Below are 19,506 nucleotides of genomic sequence, written 5' to 3'. Positions count from 1 at the left end.
GCCCGCCAGCCCCGGAAAGCATCATCCCGATAGATCAGAGGCCCGTCATGCACTAACACTGAAATCGGACCACTCGGTGGGGGCAGGTCACGGGCTCATCGCCGCCGCCGCGATCATCGGCGAGAGCAGAAGTCCGGTGACAGGGTAGAGCAGCCCGGCCGCGATGGGGACGCCAAGGGCGTTGTAGGCGAAGGCGAAGAACAGGTTCTGCTTGATGTTGCGCAGGGTGGCGCGGGCCAGCTTGCGCGCCCGCACGATCCCCATGAGGTCGCCGCCCAGCAAGGTGATCCCCGCACTTTCCATCGCCACATCCGCACCGGTGCCCATGGCGATGCCGACATCGGCGGCGGCCAGCGCCGGCGCGTCGTTCACCCCATCGCCCGCCATGGCGATCTTGTGGCCATCGCGGCGCAGCTGGTCGAGCAGGTCCTTCTTCGCCTCGGGCAGGATGCCCGCGCGCACCTCGTCGATCCCCAGCTTGCCCGCCACTGCCTGCGCCGTGCGCTCGTTGTCGCCCGTTGCCATGATCACGCGCACCCCCTGGGCGTGGAGTTCTCTGATGGCCTGTGCGGTGCTGTTCTTGATCGGGTCGGCGACCGCCACGATGCCGACGAGCGCGCCGTCAAGAGCGACGAACATCGCCGTCTTGCCCTCGGCGCGCAGGTTGTCGGCGTGCGCTTCGGCGGCGCCCGTGTCCAGGTCCATCTCCCGCATCATCGCCGCGTTGCCGAGCGCCACCGCACGCCCGCCGACGCGGCCCTGCACGCCCTTGCCGGTGACGGCGTCGAAGTCCGTGGCCTTCTGACGCGGCGCATCCTGCGCCTCGGCTCCCTCGACGATCGCCCCAGCCAGCGGGTGTTCCGAACCGCGCTCCAGCGCTGCGGCCAGCGACAGAAGGTCGGTCTGGGTGATGTCGCCAAGCGCCACAACGTCCGTCAGCTTCGGCTTGCCCATGGTTAGCGTGCCGGTCTTGTCGACAATGAGCGTATCGACACCCGCCATGCGCTCCAGCGCCTCGGCGTCCTTGATCAGGACGCCCGCCTGTGCGCCGCGCCCTGCTGCCGTGGTGATGGAGATCGGCGTCGCAAGGCCAAGCGCGCAGGGGCAGGCAATGATAAGGACGGAAACGGCGGATGCTATGGCGAAGACCAGTGCGGGTTCTGGGCCGAAGATCAGCCAGACGACGAAGGCGACGATGGCGATGGCGACGACGATTGGCACAAAGACCGCCGACACCCGGTCAGCCAGACCCTGAATGGGAGCGCGGGACCGTCGCGCGTTCGACACCATGGCCACGATCTGTGCGAGCACCGTATCCGCGCCAACCTTGCCAGCCTCGATTACCAAGCTGCCGTTCTTGTTGATCGTGGCCCCGGTCACATCGTCGCCGGGGCCCTTCTCGACCGGCATCGACCCACCAGTCAGCATACTCTCGTCTAGAGAAGACCGGCCCTCGATCACCGTTCCGTCGACCGGGACCGCGTCGCCCGGGCGCACGCGCAGCCGGTCTCCCTCCATGATGTTGTCCAGCGGGGCGTCATACTCAGTGCCGTCCGGCAGGATGCGCCGTGCGGTCTTCGGCGCCAGATCCAAAAGCGCGCGGATCGCATCCCCGGTGCGCTCGCGCGCCCGCAGTTCGAGAACCTGACCCACGAAAACCAGCGCCACGATCACGACCGCTGCTTCGAAGTAGGTGCCGACGCCGTGGCCCATCCGATACTGTTCCGGAAAGACGCCGGGCAGGAAGGTGGCGACAATCGAGTAGAGGTAGGCCGCCGCCACGCCGATGCTGATCAGCGTCCACATGTTGGGGCTGCGGTTCACGATCGAGTCCCAGCCCCGCCGGAAGAACGGCAAGGCGGCTCAGAGGATGATCGGTGTCGCGAGCAGGAACTCCAGATAGCTGGCGGTCTGGTGCCCGATCCAGTCGCGCACCGGCAGGGCGACCAGTTCGCCCATGGTCAGGATGATGAGCGGCACTGCGGCAGCAGCCGAGATCCACATTCGCTGCGTGAAGTCAGTCAGTTCCTCGCTAGGCTCGTCCGAGGGGACCATCGGCTCCAGCGCCATGCCGCAGATCGGGCAGGATCCCGGCGCGTCGCGCACGATTTCGGGGTGCATCGGGCAGGTGTACTGGACCTTGGCTGGGGCCGCCTTCTTCTGCCCGGCAGCGCGGCCCGTGGCATAGAACCACGGATCCGCCTTGAACTTCGTCTGGCACTTCTCAGAGCAGAAATGGAAGAGCTCTCCCTGGAACTCGGCGTGACGCCCATCGGGCTTGACTGCGACCGTCATCCCGCAGACCGGGTCCTTTGCCGTCTCGGTCCCAGCCGGGATGTCGGGCGTGGTGTGATGGTGATCGTGCTCCACGGTCTGTCAGCCTTTCGGTCTATCGTTTCGGCTTGCGGCCACCAGCTGTTGGAAGCTCAAGTCCCTTCTCGATGTTGATCGCGAGCGCCAGCTTCAGGCGTTCTCCGCATGGCGGCCCAAAGCAGCGGAAGGCCTGTCACGAGCCCGAGGCCGAGCACTGCCCAGGTCGCTCGGCCAAGGTCTCCGCTGACTGCCTCGCCTCCGAAATGCGCGAGCAGGAAGCTTGCCGGAATGATCCCGGCCAGCGTGGCGAGGGCGAACCGCCAGGCGTGCAGGCGGCTGAGCCCCGCAGCGTAGCTGATCATGTCGAAAGACACGAACGGCATCAGGCGGCTGGCGAAAACTGTCGCGGTCAACGCGGTCTGCGAGCCGAGCAGCCCGGCATCGACGCGGTCACCAAAGATCCGCCGCAAGACATCATGCCCCAGCACCCGCGCGAGACCGAAGGCGATCAGCGCCCCGAGTTCGGCGCCGATCACGACTTGCACCGTTCCCCAGACATGCCCGTAGGCCGCTCCCGCCGCCAGCGCGATGGGCGCGCTCGGGATCGGGCTGGCCACGACCGCGAGGGTCATGAGCGTGACGATCACGACAGGCCCCCAGAGACCCGCGCGCGCCACCAGCATTTCCAGACGCTCGGGCTCCAGAAGGCTCCGCGCCTCGGCGAATACCGAAGGCGCGAACTGCCAGACAGCGAGCAGTCCGATGCCGAGGATCGCAAGGCCCGCGAGAATGGTGGTGCGCGGGCTCATCTCAGACCGCCGCGACGGCCTTCGCCAGGAGGTCGCGCACTTCGCCCGCCACGGCCGTCAGTTCGGCGTTCTCGATCGCCTGCATCGACGCCACAGGATCGATGGCGCTGACTTCCACGCCGCCCCCCACCTCGCGCAGGATGACGTTGCAGGGCAGCATCGCACCCACGCGCGGTTCGATCCCGATGGCCTGATGCGCCATCTTCGGGTTGCAGGCGCCGAGGATGCGATAGGCGGGCATCTCGACATCGAGCTTCTTCTTCATCGTCGCCTTGACGTCGATCTCGGTCAGGACGCCGAAGCCGTGGTCGGCAAGCGCCTTTCGCGCGCGCGCGTCGACGTCGTCGATCCCGGTGTCGGGGATCATGCGATTGATTGTGTAGGTCATTGCGAAGTCCTTCTTCCTATTTCCGAAGATATTTGATCAGCGCCGCTATGGCCAAAACCACCAGCACAAGGATCAACAGGCTGAACAGCCAGCCAAACCCCATCCCGAAACCCATTCCGAAGCCCATGTCGTTCCAACTCATCTTCTCGTCCTCCTAGGTTGCACCCCTAAGGGGCGCCTAATAAATAGGCCTCACTACTGCATGCGCAGTATAGCATAGGGTCGGTGTCTGGACGGCGGGGCGCCCTTTCCGGCTTCCGCCTATTGTCGAAGAAGTTTGATCGGTGCCTCTATGGCCAAGACCACCAGTACGAGGTTCAGCAGGCCGCGGAGCCAGCCAAGGCCCATACCGGTTCCCGTGTCGTTCCAATTCGTGGTCCCTTCCTTACGGGCAGTTGCTGCACGTTGCGCTGCGTCGTCGGCTGTTGCAGCAACATTGGGCAGCAAAGCATCTCAGAACTGATCGGCGTCGACATCGACGATGGACAGTAACGGTACATGAACGAGGTCGCGCAGCGCACCGGCTATGTGTTTTCGTCACCTCATTCGCAATGTGAACCAAATCAGAAGCGAGATGCCGAGTATCGCCGAGAGCGCCGATCCGCCGAGAATACCCAACTTTGCCGCATTGAGGGCAGAACTGTCGAATGCGAGGCCTGCGATGAACAACGACATCGTGAAACCGATCCCCGTTAGAAACGACCCGGCCAGAATGAAAGGCCACGACAAGCCCGGCGCGAGTAGCGCCTGGCCGGATCGGACAGCAATCCAGCTGAACCCGAAGACGCCGATCGGTTTCCCCAACACGAGGCCGACAATGATCGCAAGCGAGACCGGTTGTACGAAATCGACACCCTGAATCGTGATGCCGGCATTTGTCAGTGCGAAGATCGGCATGATTGCAAAGCCGACCCAGGGGTGCAGCATCATCTCGAGCCGTTCGACTGGTGAGAGCGACTCAGTGACCGCTCTGCCGGCATGACGCAGGTCGCGTTGGCGTGCGGCATCTCCTTGTCGACGTTCGCCGGTCGGAACGGCGAGTACTCGCCCAAGGATTGCACGCAGGCGGGCACCGCTCACCCATTTGCGCGTTGGCGTCATCAGGCCCAGAATGACACCTGCAATGGTCGCGTGGACGCCGGAAGCATCGAAGCATAACCAGACTGCCGCTCCCAGAAGGAAATAGACTGGTACACTTCTGATCCCTAGGCGCGACGCGCCCGCGACGATACAGATCCCCAGAAAGCCCAATCCGAGAGCCGACCAGTTCAACGCCTCACCGTAACCGAAGGCGACCACGAGGATTGCACCGACGTCGTCAAAGATCGCCAGAGAAAGCAGGAACAATCGCAAGGTGGGCGGGATCCGGCTTCCGAAGAGCGCTAGGCACCCGATCACGAAGGCCGTATCGGTTGCCATCACGGTCCCCCAGCCGTGCATACCGGGCTGGCCGGACATCAGCACAAGATATAGAGAGACCGGAACGACCATGCCACCCAAGGCGCCTGCGAAGGGCAGGGCGGCCTGTCGAGGGTTTCGCAATTCGCCCAGCACCAATTCGCGCTTGAGTTCCAGAGAAAGCACGAAGAAGAAAACGGTCATCAGACCGTCGTTGATCCAGTGCCGCAGAGAGCGGATGAAATCCAACGAGCCGAATGTGAGACCTATGGGGGTCTCCCAGAAACGAAGAAAGCCTTCTTGCCACGGCGAGTTGGCCAGCCCCAAAGCCAGCAGAACAGCCAGGATCAGGAGCCCACCAGCTGCCGCTTCGATCTTCAGGAAGCGTGCGAATGGTTTCGTTATGCTGTCGGCGGCCTCATGGGGCAGGCCTTGATGAGAATCTATCACGGGTCAAGCATACCTTAGCGGGTCGTGATAGGTTGTGCCATCGCAACGCGGATGCGTTGACCACGAGAAGCAGTTGCCGGCGCCTCAGCCGCGTCGCGTACGGCTCAGGCGGCAAACGTCCGCGCTCCAGCGAATGAAAGAAATCTCCGGTGCGTCTCGTCCCAAAGGTGCAGCCTTGCGCAGCGGAAGCTCTGCCAAAGTGTTATGCGCGTCGTCTCCCGCCGCCATCAGGCTCCGTATTCAGTGATAGCCAATATTCAATGATAGCCAATCACTTGGCCCTCTACCTATTTCTTCTTGTGCTCGCCGAGATTGGTCAAGGTCTTGCCCTTCGTGAAGTCGGCTGTCGCAACGACTTTTTCCTTCACCTTCTTGGGCTTCTTCGCTTCACGGTTGCCGCGTTGCTTGTTGCCTTTGGTCATTTCCGTTTCTCCTGATTATGGACTGTTCTTCTGAAAAGACTGGCGTTCACATCCTTCAGGAATGTGGTTTCTCGTTCCGAGACTCCTGGTGAAAGGCCGCGTACATTCACATCATCCCACCCATGTCGGACATTTCGCTACCGGCAGCAGCCTCCTTGGGCTTTTGCGCGACCATCGCCTCAGTCGTGATCAATAGCCCGGCAATGGACGCGGCATTTTCCAGGGCGACCCGAACGACTTTCGTCGGATCGATAACGCCGGCCTTCAGCATGTCGACGTACTTCTCGGCTTGCGCGTCGAAACCGAAGCTCCGGCTGTCGTTCTCGATGACCTTGCCAACAACGACCGATCCGTCGACCCCGGCATTTTCCGCAATCTGGCGCAATGGTGCCTGGATCGCGCGGCGGACGATCTTGATCCCGGCATCCTGATCGCCGTTCTCGCCCTTCAGCGTCGCCAGCACCTTGCCGGCATGAACCAGGGCCACGCCGCCGCCGGGCACGACACCTTCCTGAACCGCAGCGCGGGTGGCGTTCAGCGCGTCGTCGACGCGGTCCTTGCGCTCCTTCACCTCGATCTCAGTTGCCCCGCCGACCCGGATCACGGCAATGCCGCCGGCAAGCTTGGCGAGCCGTTCCTGCAGCTTCTCCTTGTCGTAGTCCGAAGTGGTCTCCTCGATCTGCGCCCGGATCTGGGTGACGCGCGCCGCGATCGCGTCCTTGGCTCCGGCACCGTCAATGATCGTCGTGTCATCCTTGGTGATTGTGACCTTTCTGGCGGACCCGAGCATGTCCATGGTGACATTCTCCAGCTTGGTGCCCATTTCCACGGAAATCACCTGACCGCCCGTCAGCACGGCGATGTCTTCCATGATCGCCTTGCGGCGATCCCCGAAGCCCGGTGCCTTGACTGCCGCCACCTTCAATCCGCCGCGCAGCTTGTTGACGACCAGCGTCGCCAGCGCCTCGCCCTCGATATCCTCGGCCACGATCAGCAGTTGCTTCTCGGCCTGAATCACAGCCTCCAGCAACGGCACCATGGATATGAGAGAGGTCAGCTTTCTTTCGTGAAGCAGGACGACGCAGTCATCCAACTCGACGACCATTTTCTGAGCGTTCGTGACGAAATAGGGGCTCAGATAGCCGCGGTCGAACTGCATGCCTTCGACCACTTCGGTCTCGGTCTCCAACCCTTTGTTTTCCTCGACGGTGATCACGCCTTCCTTGCCGACCTTGGCCATCGCGTCGGCGATCTGCCGACCGATCTCGACTTCTCCATTGGCCGAAATGGCGCCGACCTTGGCAATCTCGTCGCTGTCGCCCACAGGTCGGGATATAGTCTTGATCTCGGCCACGACTGCAGCGACGGCTTTGTCGATTCCGCGCTTGAGATCCATCGGGTTCATGCCAGCCGCAACCGACTTCATGCCTTCCCGAACAATCGCATGGGCGAGTACGGTTGCCGTGGTGGTTCCGTCGCCAGCCTCGTCGTTCGTGCGCTGCGCGACCTCCTTGACCATCTGGGCGCCCATATTCTCGAAATGGTCCGAAAGCTCGATCTCCTTGGCGACGGTCACACCGTCCTTGGTGATGCGCGGCGCACCCCAGGACTTATCGAGAATGACGTTTCGGCCCTTGGGGCCGAGGGTGATCTTGACGGCATTTGCCAGCGTGTTGATGCCTTTCAGCATTCGGTCGCGGGCATCGGTACTGAAGCGAACTTCCTTGGCGGACATGGTGTGAGTTCCTGAGGCTGGGTTTGATGTGAAAGATTTCGGGCTCAGGCGATCACGCCGAGAATGTCGCTCTCCTTCATGATCAGTAGGTCTTCGCCATCGAGTTTGATCTCTGAGCCGGACCATTTTCCGAACAGGATCCGGTCGCCGGCTTTGACGTCCATCGGGATGCGTTCGCCGTCCTCGCGCCTTCCCCCAGCACCGACGGAGACAACTTCGCCTTCTTGAGGCTTCTCCTTGGCGGTATCTGGAATGATGAGGCCGCCCTTGGTCGTCTCGTCGCCTTCAATGCGGCGAACGAGGACCCGGTCGTGGAGGGGAGTGAATGACATCGACGTGCTCCTTGTCGAGGATTGTCGGGCGTAAGTACCTTGTTCGAATGCCCGACTTCGATGCGCGCAAGGCGGCGACGACCTGGTGGGGCTATTCTTCGAGATTGCGGATCAAGACCGCCGCGCTATTGCATCACGGGCGTCGAACATAGTTTCCGCCAGCGATGATCGAATTGATCATTTTGGCGACGGCCCGGTGCCTTTCCATTTCGAGTTCGGTGCCAACGGCATTCTCATGGGTCGCCGCGGCGTCGCGAAGAACCCCCACGATCTCGTGCTCCGGCAGCAATCCGAGATCGTTCATGGCAAGCAGGAGCGCTTCGCAGATTGACAGGGCGGCCTGACCTGCATGTTCGCTCGTGGTCGACATCTGGCGTCCCTTCCTTGGCATCGTGATCCCCGTGGAAGGCGAGTTTCAGATACATCCGTACTTCTCGCAGGAAGTGCTCTATGCTGGACTGATCCAAAGCAGTGTCCGGAGAGATTTCCACACCTGCGTTACGGCACGTCGGGAGCCTTCATGACATCAGCCGAACACAGCCCCTTGACCCGCAAGCTCTCGGCCTTCGTCGCTCTGTCGGAGGTCGAGCTGGCCGTGCTTGAGCGACTGCACCAGCGTCGCCGCTCATTCGTCGCGGGGCGTGACATGGTGCATCAGGGCCAGTCGGCTCACGCCGCGTACATTCTGTCGTCGGGTTGGGTCTGTTCCTACAAGCTCCAGGCCGACGGGACGCGGCAGATCGTGGATTTCCAGGTGCCGGGGGATTTTCTGGGACTGCGCAGCGTCCTGTTGCGCACGTCGGATCACAGCTTCGAACCTATCGTCGACATCGAGGCCGCCGAAGTGCTGGCGAGCGATCTTCTCGATGCTTTCGCACGGACGCCGCGTCTTGCGACCGCCATCCTCTGGGCGGCGTCGCGTGACGAGGCGATGGTCGTGGAGCATCTCGTCGGGATCGGTCGGCGTGATGCGGACGCCCGCATGGCGCATTTCCTGCTGGAACTGGGATCGAGGCTTGCGCTGGTCGGCGTCGGCAGCAGGGAGGGTTTCGACTGCCCTCTGACGCAATACCACCTCGCCGATACGCTGGGCTTGAGCGCGGTCCACGTGAACCGCGTCCTGCGGCAGCTGCGCGAGCACGGCCTTGTGACCTTTCGGGACGGCCGCGTGACGTTTCACGACTATGGCGGACTGGTGGACCTTGCCGAGTTCGATCCGGCATATCTGGACCAGACCGGGCCGCTCCTGAAGTGAGAGGGCCGCCCTCTTGCTCGGCAGGCGGCCCCGGTGATCACTTCAGACGCCGGAAGTCACGCGAGGGCGTGGGTCGCCGCATCGAGTTCCTTGTTGGTCTCGGCGTCGTTCTTCGCCGTATGGGCCTTCTCGGCTGCATGGTAATGCTTCATCGCCGCATCCTTTTTGGATCCGGCGGGGGCGTTCACGCAGGCGGCCTTGACGGATTTCATCTTGTCGGCGGTCTTGATTTGTTCGGGAGTCATTGAGCTTGTCCTTTCCTGGACGCTCCGAGAATAAGAAGCGTGTCGACATGCCGTCCTTTGGAGATCGACACGCCCACACGCTTCTCGGGTACTCGGAAAAATGAACCACCTAATACTCGGCGGCACGTCTCATCTAAACGGGTTCGGCGCCCTGCCGCACTGACGCAGGTTAGCCCCGACGCCTGCAGCAGGTCGGTTGCCCATGCGCTTGTCAAACCATCGCGGTTTGCTGGTGGGAAATCCTCAGCCAGGTGTCCTCATCGTTGAGATAGGTCGAGGCGCAGAGGGCCTTGTAGATCGGCACATCGGGTTTTTCTGCCGAGACGCGATAGGTGAGAATGGCGATGTCATGACACCGCATCACGCGCCGTTCGGCCATGACGACGGACCGCCAGCCGGTGTTCTGCCGAAGATGGGGCCAGATCTGGTCGCCCTGGAGGATGCCGGGAGGATAGGGGAAGACCATGATGGCGTTGGTCGCTGTCGTCGCGCGTGCGTTGTCGGCGCCACTGGTCCAGAAGAGTTCCTCCATGTTCCAGAGAACGCCCTGTTCGCGCGGCGATAGCGTCCCGGACTTGCGTGCCGTATGGGCCGGGCTCTTCGCGGTCTCGATTGAAACGGTCATTCGCCTGACCCCGACCCGCCAACGATGAACATCTGAAACAGCACAAACATGATCGCGATCACCGCCCAGATCGCTCCGCTTGTTCCCGGGCGGCCATCGACCACCGTCGAGGCAGCGCGCTGTGGGGCACCTGACGCTCGGTCTTCGGGGAGCAGCTGGCTCAAGTCTCGTGCGACCTTACCGTGATCGCTGGCGAGCGCAGGAACGTCCCGAAATCGAGCAAGCAGTGCGCCCAATCGCGCCGGTGCGGCGTCGCGCCCCAGCGTGACCAGTTCGGCGGTTTCTCTCCATGGATCGAGGCCTAGCCGCGCGAGAGTCGAGAGGACCGTCACGGCATATCCGTTTTGATCTGCGCCGACCGACGCTTGGAGAAACTGATCGAACTCGGGCGGGTGCGGGTTGAGTACACTGGGGTCGGCCATTGCCAATCCTTTCAAGGGTTGCAGGAACGCAGATCGCCCCCGTTTCTCAAAGGATACGCACAGGTCGGTCTCGCCGCCCTTACACAGGTCAGTACCGGCGACTGCCCTCAGGAAGGTCGCAGCCGGTTCGGTGCCCGGGACTAACATGCGTCAGCGCCAGCCGAACGATCCCGAGGTACAAGACACTCAATCGTTCGACTGGTCCGTCCCGCACTCCAAGGGGCAGTCAACAGTGGTGAGCGACGGATCTGCCAACATCGCGGAGACCAGAGATGAACATGCGGTCGACCAGATCGACGGTGACGTTTTCGAACCCGTTCACCTTGCCGGGATACCCGGGCGATCTGCCCGCGGGCGACTACGAGGTTCTCGTCGAAGAAGAACTTCTCCAAGGGCTCAGCTTCGAGGCGTATCGCCGGACGGCGACCTACCTGACGGTGCGCGGAAGGGGCGGTCATGCGGGACGGACAGAGTTACGGGCGATTTCCGACAGCGACCTGAAAGAGGCGCTGAGCCGGGATCGGGGCGCGACTGAGAAAAACAATCACAGCGATGCGGCGCTTGCCCCGCAGGAGGACTTGAAATGAATACTCCCGAATGGCTCACACCCGGCATCTATGGTGCCGTGATCGGCGCGGTTTTCGTCGGCGTGGTCGGTTTTACCTGGGGCGGCTGGGTGACCGGCGGCACGGCGCACGAGAGGGCGATGACGATGTCCCGAGAGGATGTCGTCGCCTCCATGGTACCGGTCTGCCTCGACATGGCACGATCCGATCCGTCGCGGGCGGACAAGCTGGCAACGATCCGAGCCGCCTCGACCTTCCAGAGGCGCGATGCGCTAATGGCGGCCGGCTGGGCAACGATGCCCGGAAACGATGCCCCTAATCGGGATATCGCTCAGGCCTGCCTGGCAGCCCTTGATGTTGACGCGTTGCCGGAGCGCCCGGAAAGCGCGGTCGATGAAGGATGAACCGTGCCATGCCGATAGCATCCCCAGAGACCACCGAACTCGAACGGCGTGTGCTGGCTCATGAACGGATCCTGCAAGCTCTGATCGCCTACATGGCCCGGACGGAGCCGCGGTTCATCGATCATTTGAGAGAACGGTTCGTCGAGCCGATGAGTATGGCCCGGCACGAACATGACCACCGTGAAACGGATGATTACGCGGAAGAATTCATTCGCGCCGTGATGCTCCTCGGAGAAGCGCGCGTGCCAAAGGCGAAGGAGGCGCAAATGACCGACATGAAACCCGTGCCGCCGAAAAGCAGAGGAGCACAAGATTCTTCCATGAACCGGCCGACGCAGCGCAGTGGGGTTCAGGTGCGCGAAAGAAACGGCATCTGGGAGGTGCAGGTCGATGGCAAGTTCCGCGGCGACTACCACCAGAAGGAACACGCCCTTGCCGCTGCGGCCTTGCACAAGTTGTCGCCCCGATGACCGGGAGCACTCATCCGACAAGCCCGCAGGAATTCGCGATCCAGGTGGCCGAGAACGAAGGAATGCCATCGCAATCGAAGTCCAAGGGCTCCCCGCCACCGCCCACCCCCACCCGACGGCTGACCGGAAGGCTCAAGCTTGGGCCATCGAAGACACTCGCGGTTGCGGAGGGGCTCCGGTCCGCAAATGAGGAGCAGTCGCACCTCCACGAGAAACCGACGAGACACCCACGGGAAAAGCTGGGCGTGCGAATGGCGGCCCTGGCCGGTGTGATTGCATCGGTTGCCTTTCCCGTCCTCGCGCAGGACGGCAACGGACCGATGCCCGAGAATGCGGAGGCACGAAATTATGGCGGCGGTTGGAACTGCGCGCTCGGATACCGGGTGAACGGTGATGAGTGTGTCGCCATCGACATCCCGGAAAATGCCTATGCAACCGGCCGGTCCTACGATTCGGGCTGGGCGTGTCGGCGCGGGTACGAGGAAGCGGGAGGGATCTCCTGCGCAGCGATCCCGGTGCCCGACAATGCGTTCCTGCGATCCTCCGGCTATGACTGGCAGTGCGATCGCGGGTACCGGCAAGATCGCGAGGCCTGCGTTCCAATCGTCCTGCCAGACAACGCCTATCTTACCGACGATACCTCAGGCTCCGGTTGGGCCTGCGAACGCGGTTTCACGGCCAGTTCCGGCGCCTGCGTTCCGATTGCGGTCCCCGAGAACGGCTATCTCACCAATACGGACTACGGTGACGAATGGGCTTGCGAACGGGGCTTCTTTGAAATCGATGGCCGTTGCGATCCCATCGCGCTTCCGGCGAACGCCTTTCTGGACACGGCGTCCTACGGGCCGGGATGGCGCTGTGATCGGGGATTTGAGGCGGTGGACACCGCCTGTGTCGAGATCGACCTTCCGGCAAACGCGCATCTCGATCGAACCGGAAACCCATGGCGCTGCGATCGCGGCTTTCAACTTGCGGATGGGGAGTGCGTTCTTGGACGATAAAGCGCCACGATCGGACCACGGCGGCGCCCCCGGCATCCGGATGCGGATCGGGTGCCGGCTGAAGTACCGGCTGACACAACCGACGCCTCTCATCGCCATGTTGAATGTGCACTACTCGCGCTTCGGCGACCTGGAGCGCGCCGATTATCTGGTGACCTCGCCTAGTGTGCCGCTCGAAAGCTATCGCGACGGGTTCGGAAACTGGTGCACGCGGATGGTTGCGCCCGCCGGCGATTTCGCGTTGTCCACAGACGGGATCTTCCGCGATTGCGGACTGCCCGATCCGGTCGCGCCTGACGCCACGCAAGCGGCTGTCCAGGATCTGCCCTTCGAGACGCTGGTCTATCTTCTCGGCAGTCGCTACTGCGACACGGATCTTCTGTCGGAAGAGGCGTGGCGCCTTTTTGAGAATACGCCGACGGGATGGGCGCGGGTGCAGGCGATCTGCGATTTCGTGCACTCCGCGGTCTCATTCGACTACATGGAGGCCAGCGCAACGCGCACCGCGTCCGAAACGCTGGCCGGACGGAAGGGTGTCTGCCGGGACTTCGCCCATCTCGCGATCGCCTTGTGCCGCTGCATGAACATCCCCGCCCGCTATTGCACCGGCTATCTGAGCGAATTCGGCGAACCCGAGCCGCACGCCCCCGACGATTTCGCGGCCTGGATGGAGGTCTGGCTCGACGGCCGCTGGTGGGTTTTCGATCCGCGCAACAACTCGAGGCGCATGGGACGGATCCTGATCGCCCGAGGCCGGGACGCAGCCGATGTGCCGCTGACCCAGACCTTCGGGCCGAGTACCCTGACGCAGTTCGACGTCTGGACGTGGGACGCAAGACATGACCCCGCCGAGACGGTGCCTGTGTCTCGGAATTGAACCGGTAGCGTCCCATCGCGGGACGGGTGTGTTCCTTCGTCGTCGGCTCGCGAGGCCGGCCGCTCTGCCGGTTCCCCGTCATGGCATCCCAAGTCACCAATCGTCCTGGAGAACCGAGATGACCACTTTGATCAAGACGACTGCGGTATTCCTGCGACCGTTCCAGCTTCCGAGCCTCAACGAGACCCTTCCGCCGGGCGAATACGAGATCGAGACCCAACTGCCGGAACCTGTGGACTGGATCGAACCGGGCACATGGACGTCGTCCGTGCTCGTCCGGCTGCATCCGCGCGCCTCGCATCCCGGACTCAGCCGAACGCTCACCGTGCCGCTCGCCGAACTGGAGCATGCGGTTGCCAAGGACAAGCTGACCGGCAAGGCTCTGACGGATTTCTTCCTCGAGGAGATGCTGGCCGATCCGATGATCCGCCTTGTCATGCAGGCTGACGGGTGGAGCGAGGCCGAGCTCCGCGATCTCTACGCGCCTCAGTCCGAAAGACGGCAGGCCGCGGAAGACACCCCCTCCAAGACGAAACCGCCCCGTCGAGGGATAGGTACAGATGTTTCCGGCCCTCGCTCTGGAAGCGCGCGTCCCGGCATCGGAGAATGACAGCCGTGTCGGGCGGATCGTTCGCCTTCCACCGTGGGATCGGAGGGATTGAGCGATGATCGACGACCCGGTCAATCTCGACGGCCACAGGTCGGCGGCCGAACGGCGTGCGTCGGAAATGCGACGGCGCGCCGCGAACGGGCAGCCACCACTTGCACACCCGCAGCAACTGCACCTTGAAAGCCTCGAAGATCAGATGCTGGCGGAGCCGGCACGGACATGGGCCGAAGTCCTGAAAAAGTGGCGGTTCCTTCTCGACCGTTACGCTAAGACGCCCGAGGCTGGAGACGAACGCATTCAGAAACTCATCAAGCGTGCGCTTGGCGACATGGAACGATTGAGAAAACGTGAGGAGCGGAAATGACGATAAAATCTGCGGAGATCGATTTCGGGACAATCAAGGCGACGGCCGACGTTGCTGCCGCGCGGGCGTGCCTTAGGTGCAAGTCGACCTTCTGGAGCGAGGGGTTTGGCGAAAGGATATGTTCCCGTTGCAAGGGAACGGTCGCTTGGCGCTCGGCCATTCATGAGGGCAGCGGACAGGGCCGACGGCGCTCGGGCGGTCGGTCTTCATAGGTCTGACCGATGCCATCCGTCACGATTACACACGCGACCGTTTATCATTACCGCACCGAGGTCCCTCTCGGACCGCACAGACTGATGCTCCGTCCGCGGGAAACCCGGGATCTCATCCTGACGTCCTTCGACCTCGATATCACTCCGGAAGCCCGCATCGACTGGTCACACGATGTTGCCGGCAATGCGGTTGCGACGGCACAGTTCGACGCCAACACGACGAGGCTTTCGATCCGGTCTCGCGCGCGCGTGGAACTGCGCGCCCCCGTTTGGCCAGTTTTTCCGATTGCCGCCGCCGCGGCCTCATACCCATTCGTGTATTCACCCGACGATTGGACCGACCTCGGCGATCTGGCGATGCCGCAATATGCGGACGAAACCGGCCGGCTGTCGAATTGGGTCGAACGGTTTGTCATGGCACGGCCAACGGATACGCTCTCCCTGCTGAAAGACATCAGCAACGGCATCACGGCCGGGATTTCCTACCAGAGCCGCGAGACGGAGGGCACGCAGGGGCCGCTAGAGACCCTCGACAGGGGATGGGGATCGTGCCGGGACTTCGCCGTGCTGTTCGCCGAGGCGACCCGAACGCTGGGGTTCGGGGCCAGGCTTGTATCCGGATATCTGTTCAATCCCTCGGGAAACGAGATTGGATCGGATGATTCCGGTTCCACGCACGCCTGGGTCGAGGTCTTCGTTCCTGGAGCGGGCTGGATCCCGTTCGATCCGACCAACAGATCGGTTGGCTCCAACAACCTCGTTCCCGTCGCCGTTGCGAGGAGGATCCAGCAGGTTGCCCCGGTGACCGGCAGTTTCCACGGGAGACCCACCGATCTGCTTTCCATGAATGTCACAGTCGATGTCCGAGAGATATGAATAGGTGGGAGCTCGCATCCTCCTCCGGTCAGGGGGGACGGCCTTGGAACTGCTGCCACAGGTCATGGTGGTGGAGCCGGTCGTCAGAACGACAAGAATGCGCGATGAAGTTTGGACGTGCCGGAGTGACCCGGCCTCCGACACGCCCCGAATGGAACGCAGCCGCATGCGCGGCTGCGCGGCCAGCGAAAACTCAAGCCAGCCTGGTGGGCCCCGAGCGGGTTCGCCGCCATCCCCACCACCGCGCTCGATCCGGCCCACAGTCCGGCGTCTCCTGCGGTCCCCGCGCTTATCGGGTCCGGGTCCCCATAGTGCACCAGCGGTCCGCTACTCGGCCTCGGCGGCCTCTGCCGGCGTGATCTCGGTGATGGTCTGGAATTCGCCGAGGAATTCTGGATGGCTCTGCGCCAGATAGCGCACGACCCGGGCGTTCCCGAGCAACTTGCCGACATAGCCCTTGATCACGGTCAGGTGCAGGTGATCCTGCCCGTAGGTGTCCTGGATGGAGGCGATGCCCTCCTGCAGACGGGCCAGTTCCTGTTCCATGCGCGCCATCGCCTCGGGCGTGATGCCCTTGACCTTCTTCGGCTTGGAGGACTCGACCAGTTGGGCCTGCGGCGTTCCAGCCAGGATCGCGTTCACGTAGGCGACGGAATAGTTGTTGGCGTTGACCAGCAGTTCGGCCGCCTCGATCTGGCGCATGGTCTTCATCTTGCGCAGCGCATCGAACACGGCGCCCGTAGCGGGCTTGTCTTTCAGGATCGCGACGGCTTCTTCGCAGATACCGTCGAGCAGGCGCGCCTTGCGCCGGATGCTGCTCATGTTGAGGTCGAGGGCGAGCGCGATCTTCTCCTCGGGCACGCCGCGCTCGATCGCCTTGCGGATCATCTTGTGTTCTTGGATCGGCGCGAGGCGGCTGACCTGCCGATTGTAGGTGAAAGCCTCGTCATCGGTGGACACGAGGCATTCCACTTCCTGCACGCCGTCATCCTTCAAGGCCTCGATCCGCAGATGCCCGTCGAGCAGCAACCAGGTGGCCGATTTGTCGGGGTTCGGAACAACCACTGGCGGTTCGACGATCCCGATCTGGGCGATGGAGGCGACGATCTGCCGGTATTTTCGGCTGGATTTCGCGCTCTTGCCGAGGGTTCGCAGGGGTAGGATCACGTCGATTGGCAGGGTGACACAGTCATCCTCGAAGCCGTGACTGACGCTTGCCGGGCGTTTGTCCGCACGCCGTTTCATGACGAGGGTCCACTGGTGACCGCCTGGGCGAGATCGGCGGGCATTGTCTCCAGACCCTCGGCCCGCAGCAGCGTCATGAAGTGCTCGTCCGCGCATAGCTTACGGAAGGCTTCGCGCACGAACATGAGCCGGCTCTGCGCGAGTTCAGCCTTCTTGATCAGTAGCTTCTGGCGTGCCGCTTCCTGCTGATAGGCCCGGACAAGTCCCTCGCTTGTCAGTGCGCGTTTCGCCACCCTCCGCCCGAGCGCATTGCTCTTGATCTGGGGCCCGCGGAGCTCGCGCTGCTGGATCAGGCGGCGCACAAGCGTCAGTTTCCGGCCGCGCAGCTTTTTCTGAGTGTAGGCGTCCATCAGCGCCTTCTGCGCACCCTTCGCGTCGGTCTTGGAGATCTGGATCGCAAGGTTCAGCGGAAGGACTCCGGTTTCCACGGCTGAGACCAGGCGTTCCTCGCCCTTCTCAAGCAGGCCGGCGATCATGTTCACGTATTCAGTGGACACGCCGATCTTCTCCCCGATCTGGCGGTCGTTGTAGCCGCGCTGGCGGAGCGCGCCGATCTCGCGCATCAGGTCGATGGGGTTGTGTTGGCGTCGCGCGCAGTTTTCGACGAGGCTCATGACGAGGCAATCGCTTTCGTCGGCCTCGATCACGATGGCCGGAATGCGGTCCTGCTTCAGTTCGATGAAGGCCTCGAGGCGTCCCTGTCCACAGACAAGGTCGTATTCCTGCGGGTCGGTCCCGGCGCGCGGCGCCACGGTGATCGGCCGCTTCAGGCCGATGCGCGCGATGTTCTCCACCATCGCCTCGAAGGTGCGCCGGTTGCGGACGCGGGGATTAAGAACCCGGATCCGTTCGGTCGGGATCAGGGTCACCTTCTTCTGGCCGGTCGGCTCCATGTCGTCGGGCATCACGCCACCTCCGCGATCCTGGCCCGCGAGGCGAGCGCGTAGAAGAAATCGAGCGTGTCGAACCGGTACGCATCAAGCGCGAGCCCGTTCTGCTCGGCGAATTTCAGTTTACAAAAGGTCATGTCGATGCTGGGCAGCGCGTAGTAGTCGCGCGGCGCCTCATTCACCTCGTCCATGCGCACGGCGATGGTGACGTCCGGCACCAGGCCGGTGTCGAGGCGGATGCGCCAGCGCAGCGACCCGGCCGCCGTCGCCGTGCACCGGGCCAGCACGATGGACACGGTGAACTCGTCGTTGACGCGAACAAGGTCGGTATCCGGGTCCTGGACAGCCCGCCCGCCGTGCCGCGTGACCCCGGCGATGATCTCGGCCACCACCTGCGGATGCGCCTGCCGCAGCGCCCGGTTGATCTCGATGTAGCTGTAGTCGCGGTCCGGCTCGTAGCCGATCAGACGGTAGGCGCGCAGAAGGCTGCCGAAGCGGCTGCGATAGGCACTGGAGGACGGCAGGTCGTCCTCCTCGTCGATGATCAGGCCCGACAGCATGCCTTGCCGCTTGAGGACCGCGCGCAAGGCATCGAGAAGTTCCTCGTCGGAGAAATGGCGGCTACGGGCATCCACGATTTCCCGCGCACGCAGGAACAGCGCCTGATCGACGATGGCGGGATACGCACCCTCGGCCCGGATCCACATCTCCCGCGGGTTCACAACGCGGCGCTGCTTCAGCTTGAACGACACCTTGTTGAAGACATTGTTTCCGATGTATTTTTCGTTGGTCAGCACCTGATGGACGGTTGCCCGAGTCCACATCCTGCCGAGATCGGTGCGATGTCCTTCGGCGTTCAGGAGCTCCGCAATCTCGCGCTCGGCACGCCCCTCGTTCACGAACATCTCGTACATGCGCTGGACGACCCGCTGTTCCTCCTCTGGGCCGGGGACGAGGATCACGCGGTCGGTCTGAAGGCTCTTCTGCTCGCCACGGGACAGTTCGCCCTTGGGGTTGCCGTGCTCATCGATCAGCACCCGCCGCAGCCCGTATCCGGCCGCGCCGCCCTGGCGATAGCCCAGTTCGACGAGCCGGCACTGCCCGGCAAAGACCTTCACCGACAACTCGCGGCTGTACTCGCCGGCCATCACGCGCTTCACGGTCTTCAGGAGGTTCGAGCCGATGCTGCCGTCGTTCTCGAACTGCTCGCCGCAGTAATGGACCCGGATGCCAGCGCGGGAGCAGACGTGCTCATGATAGGCGCCCTCGTCGGCGTCCTGAAATCGACCCCAGCGGCTGACGTCATAGACGAGAATGGCCTTGAAGTCGGCCTGGCCGGATTGAACCTCGGCCATCAGGCTCTGCAACGCCTCCCGGCCATCGAGCCGCAGGCCGGAGCGCCCAGAGTCCTCGAAAACGCTCAGGATCTGCAGGCCGCGGGCGGCGGCATAGCTGCGGATGACGTCCAGCTGGTTCTCGGTCGAATACTTCTGGTGATCGGTCGACATCCGTACGTATGCGACGGCGGGCACGTCGGGCTCTGATTGGCTGGCGCCAGTCTCCCTGCTTGCCTCACGCCCTCGCATCTGCCCGGCTC

General features: G+C 63.0%; 23 protein-coding genes and 1 pseudogene. 9 read left to right on the top strand and 15 right to left on the bottom strand.

All coding sequences use genetic code 11. The features are described 5' to 3' along the window. Positions 1-87 precede the first annotated feature (87 nt). The 9 genes and pseudogenes from DTQ71_RS22140 to DTQ71_RS22105 form a co-directional block, all read right to left on the bottom strand. A pseudogene (locus DTQ71_RS22140) lies at positions 88-2,370 on the bottom strand (heavy metal translocating P-type ATPase). Between the two features lie 56 nt (positions 2,371-2,426). Continuing rightward, a complete protein-coding gene (locus tag DTQ71_RS22135; protein ID WP_109566461.1) occupies positions 2,427-3,122 on the bottom strand; it encodes a TVP38/TMEM64 family protein in 696 nt (231 codons plus the stop codon). A 1-nt stretch (position 3,123) separates the two neighbouring features. Next, positions 3,124-3,510 carry a DUF302 domain-containing protein gene (locus DTQ71_RS22130; RefSeq protein WP_109566460.1) on the bottom strand — a complete coding sequence of 129 codons (387 nt, stop codon included), beginning with the start codon at positions 3,508-3,510 and terminating at the stop codon, positions 3,124-3,126. 16 nt (positions 3,511-3,526) lie between these two features. Continuing rightward, positions 3,527-3,652 carry a hypothetical protein gene (locus DTQ71_RS24735; protein ID WP_281271267.1) on the bottom strand — a complete coding sequence of 42 codons (126 nt, stop codon included), beginning with the start codon at positions 3,650-3,652 and terminating at the stop codon, positions 3,527-3,529. A 395-nt stretch (positions 3,653-4,047) separates the two neighbouring features. Next, positions 4,048-5,358, bottom strand: a complete 1,311-nt coding sequence (nhaA, locus tag DTQ71_RS22125) for a Na+/H+ antiporter NhaA (protein WP_109566459.1) — start codon at positions 5,356-5,358, stop codon at positions 4,048-4,050. Between the two features lie 287 nt (positions 5,359-5,645). Further along, positions 5,646-5,780 (bottom strand): hypothetical protein, encoded by a 135-nt coding sequence (locus tag DTQ71_RS24730; RefSeq protein WP_263720905.1) that lies wholly within the window; start codon positions 5,778-5,780, stop codon positions 5,646-5,648. Positions 5,781-5,886: 106 nt separating this feature from the next. Beyond that, positions 5,887-7,515: a chaperonin GroEL gene (gene groL, locus DTQ71_RS22115; protein ID WP_109566458.1), complete on the bottom strand. Its 1,629-nt coding sequence runs from the start codon at positions 7,513-7,515 to the stop codon at positions 5,887-5,889. A 44-nt stretch (positions 7,516-7,559) separates the two neighbouring features. Further along, on the bottom strand, positions 7,560-7,847 hold the full coding sequence (locus DTQ71_RS22110) for a co-chaperone GroES (RefSeq protein ID WP_062563235.1): 288 nt from the start codon (positions 7,845-7,847) through the stop codon (positions 7,560-7,562). 133 nt (positions 7,848-7,980) lie between these two features. Then, entirely contained in the window at positions 7,981-8,217 is a 237-nt protein-coding gene (locus DTQ71_RS22105; protein WP_109566457.1) for a hypothetical protein, read from the bottom strand. Positions 8,218-8,367: 150 nt separating this feature from the next. Between DTQ71_RS22105 and DTQ71_RS22100 the strand changes: the two genes are divergently transcribed. After that, positions 8,368-9,102 carry a Crp/Fnr family transcriptional regulator gene (locus DTQ71_RS22100; RefSeq protein WP_109566456.1) on the top strand — a complete coding sequence of 245 codons (735 nt, stop codon included), beginning with the start codon at positions 8,368-8,370 and terminating at the stop codon, positions 9,100-9,102. A 56-nt stretch (positions 9,103-9,158) separates the two neighbouring features. Here DTQ71_RS22100 and DTQ71_RS22095 read toward each other — a convergent pair whose 3' ends face one another. The 3 genes from DTQ71_RS22095 to DTQ71_RS22085 form a co-directional block, all read right to left on the bottom strand. Continuing rightward, entirely contained in the window at positions 9,159-9,347 is a 189-nt protein-coding gene (locus tag DTQ71_RS22095) for a hypothetical protein (RefSeq protein WP_109566455.1), read from the bottom strand. Positions 9,348-9,558: 211 nt separating this feature from the next. Further along, positions 9,559-9,972 carry a hypothetical protein gene (locus DTQ71_RS22090; RefSeq protein WP_245947701.1) on the bottom strand — a complete coding sequence of 138 codons (414 nt, stop codon included), beginning with the start codon at positions 9,970-9,972 and terminating at the stop codon, positions 9,559-9,561. Continuing rightward, positions 9,969-10,394: a hypothetical protein gene (locus DTQ71_RS22085; RefSeq protein WP_109566454.1), complete on the bottom strand. Its 426-nt coding sequence runs from the start codon at positions 10,392-10,394 to the stop codon at positions 9,969-9,971. Before DTQ71_RS22085 ends, DTQ71_RS22090 begins: the two co-directional genes overlap by 4 nt. Before the next feature lie 272 nt (positions 10,395-10,666). Between DTQ71_RS22085 and DTQ71_RS22080 the strand changes: the two genes are divergently transcribed. The 8 genes from DTQ71_RS22080 to DTQ71_RS22045 all read left to right on the top strand — a co-directional run bounded on the left by DTQ71_RS22080 (position 10,667) and on the right by DTQ71_RS22045 (position 15,774). Then, positions 10,667-10,981 carry a hypothetical protein gene (locus DTQ71_RS22080; RefSeq protein ID WP_245947700.1) on the top strand — a complete coding sequence of 105 codons (315 nt, stop codon included), beginning with the start codon at positions 10,667-10,669 and terminating at the stop codon, positions 10,979-10,981. Beyond that, positions 10,978-11,364, top strand: a complete 387-nt coding sequence (locus DTQ71_RS22075; RefSeq protein WP_109566453.1) for a hypothetical protein — start codon at positions 10,978-10,980, stop codon at positions 11,362-11,364. The genes DTQ71_RS22080 and DTQ71_RS22075 overlap by 4 nt, the downstream gene beginning before the upstream one ends. After that, complete coding sequence (locus tag DTQ71_RS22070; RefSeq protein WP_245947699.1) at positions 11,361-11,834, top strand: hypothetical protein; 474 nt, start codon at positions 11,361-11,363, stop codon at positions 11,832-11,834. The genes DTQ71_RS22075 and DTQ71_RS22070 overlap by 4 nt, the downstream gene beginning before the upstream one ends. Continuing rightward, positions 11,831-12,835, top strand: coding sequence for a hypothetical protein (locus DTQ71_RS22065; protein WP_170125545.1), 1,005 nt, complete (start codon positions 11,831-11,833; stop codon positions 12,833-12,835). The genes DTQ71_RS22070 and DTQ71_RS22065 overlap by 4 nt, the downstream gene beginning before the upstream one ends. Before the next feature lie 34 nt (positions 12,836-12,869). After that, on the top strand, positions 12,870-13,712 hold the full coding sequence (locus DTQ71_RS22060; protein ID WP_170125546.1) for a transglutaminase-like domain-containing protein: 843 nt from the start codon (positions 12,870-12,872) through the stop codon (positions 13,710-13,712). A 118-nt stretch (positions 13,713-13,830) separates the two neighbouring features. Then, positions 13,831-14,322, top strand: a complete 492-nt coding sequence (locus DTQ71_RS22055; RefSeq protein ID WP_174900367.1) for a hypothetical protein — start codon at positions 13,831-13,833, stop codon at positions 14,320-14,322. Between the two features lie 55 nt (positions 14,323-14,377). Further along, positions 14,378-14,686, top strand: a complete 309-nt coding sequence (locus DTQ71_RS22050) for a hypothetical protein (RefSeq protein WP_109566450.1) — start codon at positions 14,378-14,380, stop codon at positions 14,684-14,686. Between the two features lie 221 nt (positions 14,687-14,907). Continuing rightward, on the top strand, positions 14,908-15,774 hold the full coding sequence (locus tag DTQ71_RS22045; RefSeq protein ID WP_109566449.1) for a transglutaminase family protein: 867 nt from the start codon (positions 14,908-14,910) through the stop codon (positions 15,772-15,774). Positions 15,775-16,101: 327 nt separating this feature from the next. On the opposite strand, the gene DTQ71_RS22040 is transcribed toward DTQ71_RS22045, so the two are convergent. Genes DTQ71_RS22040 through DTQ71_RS22030 form a run of 3 tightly spaced genes read right to left on the bottom strand, consistent with a single transcriptional unit; the run spans position 16,102 to position 19,495 of the window. Next, positions 16,102-17,019 carry a plasmid partitioning protein RepB C-terminal domain-containing protein gene (locus DTQ71_RS22040; protein WP_109566448.1) on the bottom strand — a complete coding sequence of 306 codons (918 nt, stop codon included), beginning with the start codon at positions 17,017-17,019 and terminating at the stop codon, positions 16,102-16,104. After that, on the bottom strand, positions 17,016-17,924 hold the full coding sequence (locus DTQ71_RS22035) for a plasmid partitioning protein RepB C-terminal domain-containing protein (protein WP_109566447.1): 909 nt from the start codon (positions 17,922-17,924) through the stop codon (positions 17,016-17,018). Before DTQ71_RS22035 ends, DTQ71_RS22040 begins: the two co-directional genes overlap by 4 nt. Further along, positions 17,924-19,495 carry a recombinase family protein gene (locus tag DTQ71_RS22030; RefSeq protein ID WP_109566446.1) on the bottom strand — a complete coding sequence of 524 codons (1,572 nt, stop codon included), beginning with the start codon at positions 19,493-19,495 and terminating at the stop codon, positions 17,924-17,926. Before DTQ71_RS22030 ends, DTQ71_RS22035 begins: the two co-directional genes overlap by 1 nt. Positions 19,496-19,506 lie beyond the last annotated feature (11 nt).

Origin of the sequence: Jannaschia seohaensis, from assembly GCF_900116765.1 — a bacterium.
Lineage (GTDB): Bacteria > Pseudomonadota > Alphaproteobacteria > Rhodobacterales > Rhodobacteraceae > Jannaschia > Jannaschia seohaensis.
The sequence above is the reverse complement of the archived record's forward strand: the minus strand, read 5'-3'. Positions and strand labels throughout refer to the sequence as shown.

Bases quoted from the DNA above. Each gene is read 5' to 3' on its own strand.
- DTQ71_RS22030 (WP_109566446.1), bottom strand. From the start codon at position 19,495: ATGCGAGGGCGTGAGGCAAGCAGGGAGACTGGCGCCAGCCAATCAGAG.
- groL (WP_109566458.1), bottom strand. From the start codon at position 7,515: ATGTCCGCCAAGGAAGTTCGCTTCAGTACCGATGCCCGCGACCGAATG.
- DTQ71_RS24735 (WP_281271267.1), bottom strand. From the start codon at position 3,652: ATGAGTTGGAACGACATGGGCTTCGGAATGGGTTTCGGGATGGGGTTT.
- DTQ71_RS22100 (WP_109566456.1), top strand. From the start codon at position 8,368: ATGACATCAGCCGAACACAGCCCCTTGACCCGCAAGCTCTCGGCCTTC.
- DTQ71_RS22035 (WP_109566447.1), bottom strand. From the start codon at position 17,924: ATGCCCGACGACATGGAGCCGACCGGCCAGAAGAAGGTGACCCTGATC.
- DTQ71_RS22110 (WP_062563235.1), bottom strand. From the start codon at position 7,847: ATGTCATTCACTCCCCTCCACGACCGGGTCCTCGTTCGCCGCATTGAA.
- DTQ71_RS22105 (WP_109566457.1), bottom strand. From the start codon at position 8,217: ATGTCGACCACGAGCGAACATGCAGGTCAGGCCGCCCTGTCAATCTGC.
- DTQ71_RS22075 (WP_109566453.1), top strand. From the start codon at position 10,978: ATGAATACTCCCGAATGGCTCACACCCGGCATCTATGGTGCCGTGATC.
- DTQ71_RS22065 (WP_170125545.1), top strand. From the start codon at position 11,831: ATGACCGGGAGCACTCATCCGACAAGCCCGCAGGAATTCGCGATCCAG.
- DTQ71_RS22040 (WP_109566448.1), bottom strand. From the start codon at position 17,019: ATGAAACGGCGTGCGGACAAACGCCCGGCAAGCGTCAGTCACGGCTTC.
- DTQ71_RS22045 (WP_109566449.1), top strand. From the start codon at position 14,908: ATGCCATCCGTCACGATTACACACGCGACCGTTTATCATTACCGCACC.
- DTQ71_RS22085 (WP_109566454.1), bottom strand. From the start codon at position 10,394: ATGGCCGACCCCAGTGTACTCAACCCGCACCCGCCCGAGTTCGATCAG.
- DTQ71_RS22050 (WP_109566450.1), top strand. From the start codon at position 14,378: ATGATCGACGACCCGGTCAATCTCGACGGCCACAGGTCGGCGGCCGAA.
- DTQ71_RS22055 (WP_174900367.1), top strand. From the start codon at position 13,831: ATGACCACTTTGATCAAGACGACTGCGGTATTCCTGCGACCGTTCCAG.
- DTQ71_RS22090 (WP_245947701.1), bottom strand. From the start codon at position 9,972: ATGACCGTTTCAATCGAGACCGCGAAGAGCCCGGCCCATACGGCACGC.
- DTQ71_RS22070 (WP_245947699.1), top strand. From the start codon at position 11,361: ATGAACCGTGCCATGCCGATAGCATCCCCAGAGACCACCGAACTCGAA.
- DTQ71_RS22135 (WP_109566461.1), bottom strand. From the start codon at position 3,122: ATGAGCCCGCGCACCACCATTCTCGCGGGCCTTGCGATCCTCGGCATC.
- DTQ71_RS22080 (WP_245947700.1), top strand. From the start codon at position 10,667: ATGAACATGCGGTCGACCAGATCGACGGTGACGTTTTCGAACCCGTTC.
- DTQ71_RS22095 (WP_109566455.1), bottom strand. From the start codon at position 9,347: ATGACTCCCGAACAAATCAAGACCGCCGACAAGATGAAATCCGTCAAG.
- DTQ71_RS22130 (WP_109566460.1), bottom strand. From the start codon at position 3,510: ATGACCTACACAATCAATCGCATGATCCCCGACACCGGGATCGACGAC.
- DTQ71_RS24730 (WP_263720905.1), bottom strand. From the start codon at position 5,780: ATGACCAAAGGCAACAAGCAACGCGGCAACCGTGAAGCGAAGAAGCCC.